The sequence below is a fragment of the Allosphingosinicella sp. genome (genome assembly GCF_036387215.1).
Classification (GTDB): Bacteria; Pseudomonadota; Alphaproteobacteria; order Sphingomonadales; family Sphingomonadaceae; genus Allosphingosinicella.
This window is the reverse complement of the sequence record NZ_DASVUE010000363.1, coordinates 1-2,969: the sequence shown is the minus strand read 5'-3', so window position 1 is coordinate 2,969 and position 2,969 is coordinate 1. Positions and strand designations below refer to the sequence as shown.

The window sequence follows — 2,969 nt, the reverse complement described above, 5'->3', positions numbered from 1 at the left end:
CCACGTGCTCCCCGGCTCGGCGAACCTGTTCGGCGGGCGCGGAGTCACGCTGAAGAACGTCCCCGGCCGCACGATGCAGCAGATGAAGTTCCCCGGCGCGCCTTATTCGCTGAAGATGGCGTGCGGCGAGAATCCGAAGCGGGTCTATGGCGGCCGCAACCAGATGCCGGCCAGCCGCATGGCGAACGTCGCACTGATGCGGCAGACCTGGGCGAAGGCGCAGGAATATCGCCGCAAGTGGGACAAATATGAAAGAGACGGCGGCGAGGCGCCCGCCCGCGACCTCGCCATGGACACGCTCCGCGGCGTGCTCGCCGGCGAGATCCTGGTCCAGAACCACTGCTACCGCGCCGACGAGATGGCCAACATCATCGATATGTCGAAGGAGTTCGGCTACAAGGTCTCCGCCTTCCACCACGCCGCCGAAGCGTACAAGATCGCCGATCTGCTGCGTGAGAACGGCATCTGCGCAGCGCTCTGGGCGGACTGGTGGGGCTTCAAGATGGAAGCTTATGACGGGATCAATGAAAACATCCCGCTCGTGCACAATGCGGGCGCCTGCGCGATCGTGCATTCCGACGATCCGAACGGCATTCAGCGCCTCTACCAGGAGGCGTCCAAGGCGCTGACCTACGGCCGCCGGGCAGGCATCCAGATTTCTGACCAGGTCGCCTGGACCTGGCTCAGCATCAATCCCGCCAAGGCGCTCGGCATCGCCGACCGCACCGGAAGCCTCAGGCCCGGCAAGATGGCAGACGTGGTGCTTTGGAACGGCAATCCGTTGAGCGTCTACACCCGGCCCGAGCGGGTCTGGATCGACGGAGCGCTGATGTACGACGCGAACGACCCCAAGCGCCGGCCGGTGACGGACTTCGAACTTGGCCAGCCGGGCGAAGGGGACGTGAAATGAAGATGAGCCTCGCAAAGGGAGTGGGCGCTCTTCTGATCGCCCTCACCGCAAGCGCCGCGCCCGCGCAGACGGTTGCGATCACCGGCGGCACCGTGGCGCTCGGCGACGGATCCGAACCGATCCGCGGCGGCACCGTCGTGATCCGCAACGGCCGCATTGTCGGGGCCGGAGCAGGCGTCGCGGTGCCAGCCGGAGCGCAGGTGGTGGATGCCACCGGCAAGTGGGTGACGCCTGGGATCGTCGCCGGCTTCTCCCGCGTCGGTCTTGCCGAGGTGGATGCGGTCGAAGGGACAAACGACGTCCAGGCCAACAATTCGCCGTTCAGCGCCGCGATCGACGTGGCTCCGGCGATCAATCCGCGCGCTGCTGCGATCTCGATCAGCCGGGCGAGCGGCGTCACTCGGGCAGTCGTCGCGCCCGCCACCGCCAAGAGCATTTTCGCCGGCCAGGGCGCAGTCATTGACCTCGGCGCCGATATGCAGCCGATCACCCGCGCTCGTGCGTTCCAGTTCGTCGAATTCGGCGAGACGGGCGCAAGCGAGGCTGGCGGCAGCCGCGCGGCAACGTTCGTATTGTTCCGCAACGCCCTGCGCGAAGCCCGGGATCTCAGCCGTTATTCGGGCGTCTCCGGTGGGAGCGGGGGAGGCCAGCGCACTCCGCGGGCTTCCGATCAGCGCGAGCTCCCGCTCGAGGAAGTGCCGGGGCCCAGCAACCAGATGCTCGGCGGCAATGTCAGCCGAGGAGACGACGTGCTCCTCACCCGCTTCGACGCGGCGGCCCTGGTGCCGGTGCTCGCTGGGCGACAGCTTCTCCTCGTCCATGTCGAGCGGGCTAGCGACATTCTTCAGGTCCTGGGCCTCAATCGCGAATTCCCGAACCTGAGGCTGGTGCTGGTCGGAGCGACCGAGGGCTGGACGGTGGCGCAGGAGATCAAGGCTTCCGGAGTGCCGGTGATCGCCAATGCGCTGGTCGACCTTCCGGCCTCCTTCGAGCAGCTGGCGGCGACTCAATCCAACTTCGGACGTATGCGTGCGGCCGGGATCAACGTCGCCATGGGCACGATCAATGAAGACGAGACCCGGATGATCCAGGTCAGCCGCCAGAATGCGGGAAATCTCGTTGCGCTTGCGAAGGTGCCGGGAGCCGCCGGCCTCAGCTGGGGTGAGGCGCTTGCTTCGATCACGTCGCGGCCGGCCGAGGTGATGGGGCTCGGCGGCGAGATCGGCTCGCTTCGCGCCGGGCGCCGCGCCGATGTGGTGATCTGGGACGGCGATCCGCTCGAGACCAGCTCGATCGCTCAGATGGTGATGATCGACGGGGTCCAGCAGCCGCTCGACACGCGCCAGACCAAGCTTCGCGACCGCTACCGCACCGCGACCGAGGGGCCGCTCCCCAAGGCCTACGAGCGCTGATGGCCACCGCCAGTCTCGCGCTGGCGACCGTCGCCTTCGTCGGCACCCACTTCCTGATGTCGCACCCGCTTCGGCTCACGCTCGTCGGGAACATGGGCGAAAGCGGGTTCAGGATCGCTTATTCGCTGGTCTCTGTGGCGACATTGGGGTGGATGATCCTCGCCTATCCGGGCGCCGACGGAGTGCCTTACTGGATCGCGCCCGCCTGGTGGTGGCCCGCCGCGTCCGCGATCATGCTGCTGGCGAGCATCCTCCTAATCGGCTCGCTCGTCCGGAACCCTGCCTTCCCTCATCCCGGGGCCGAGAAGCAGACGACCAGGGCCGCAACCGGCGTGTTCGCGATCACCCGCCATCCCATGAACTGGAGCTTCATCCTGTGGGCGCTGGTGCACCTCTCGGTCTGGGGCAGCCCGCGCAACCTGATCGTCGCCGGCGGGATCCTGATCCTCGCCTTTGGCGGCTCGATCGGACAGGACCGGAAGAAGCTGCGGACGCTGGGCGAGCGCTGGTACCTCTGGCAATCGCGGACGTCATTCGCCCCGTTCGGAGCGCTGTTGGCCCGCAAGGTGAAATGGCGGGCGGCGAACCCCGGCTGGATCGCGCTCGGCGGCGGATTTCTGCTCTGGCTGGTGGTGACCGGCCTCCAT

Annotated in this window: 3 protein-coding genes; all 3 read left to right on the top strand. The window is 67.2% G+C overall.

Annotated features, from left to right (window positions below; genetic code table 11):
- Window positions 1-910, top strand: a 910-nt coding sequence (locus VF662_RS14445) for an amidohydrolase family protein (RefSeq protein WP_464142498.1), incomplete at its 5' end; no start/stop codon positions are given.
- The gene (locus VF662_RS14440) at window positions 907-2,322 is read left to right on the top strand and encodes an amidohydrolase family protein (RefSeq protein WP_464142496.1); all 1,416 of its coding nucleotides are present in this window, start codon (window positions 907-909) and stop codon (window positions 2,320-2,322) included. The genes VF662_RS14445 and VF662_RS14440, both read left to right, overlap by 4 nt.
- On the top strand, window positions 2,322-2,969 hold a 648-nt coding region (locus tag VF662_RS14435; protein ID WP_464142494.1), incomplete at its 3' end, for an NnrU family protein. The genes VF662_RS14440 and VF662_RS14435, both read left to right, overlap by 1 nt.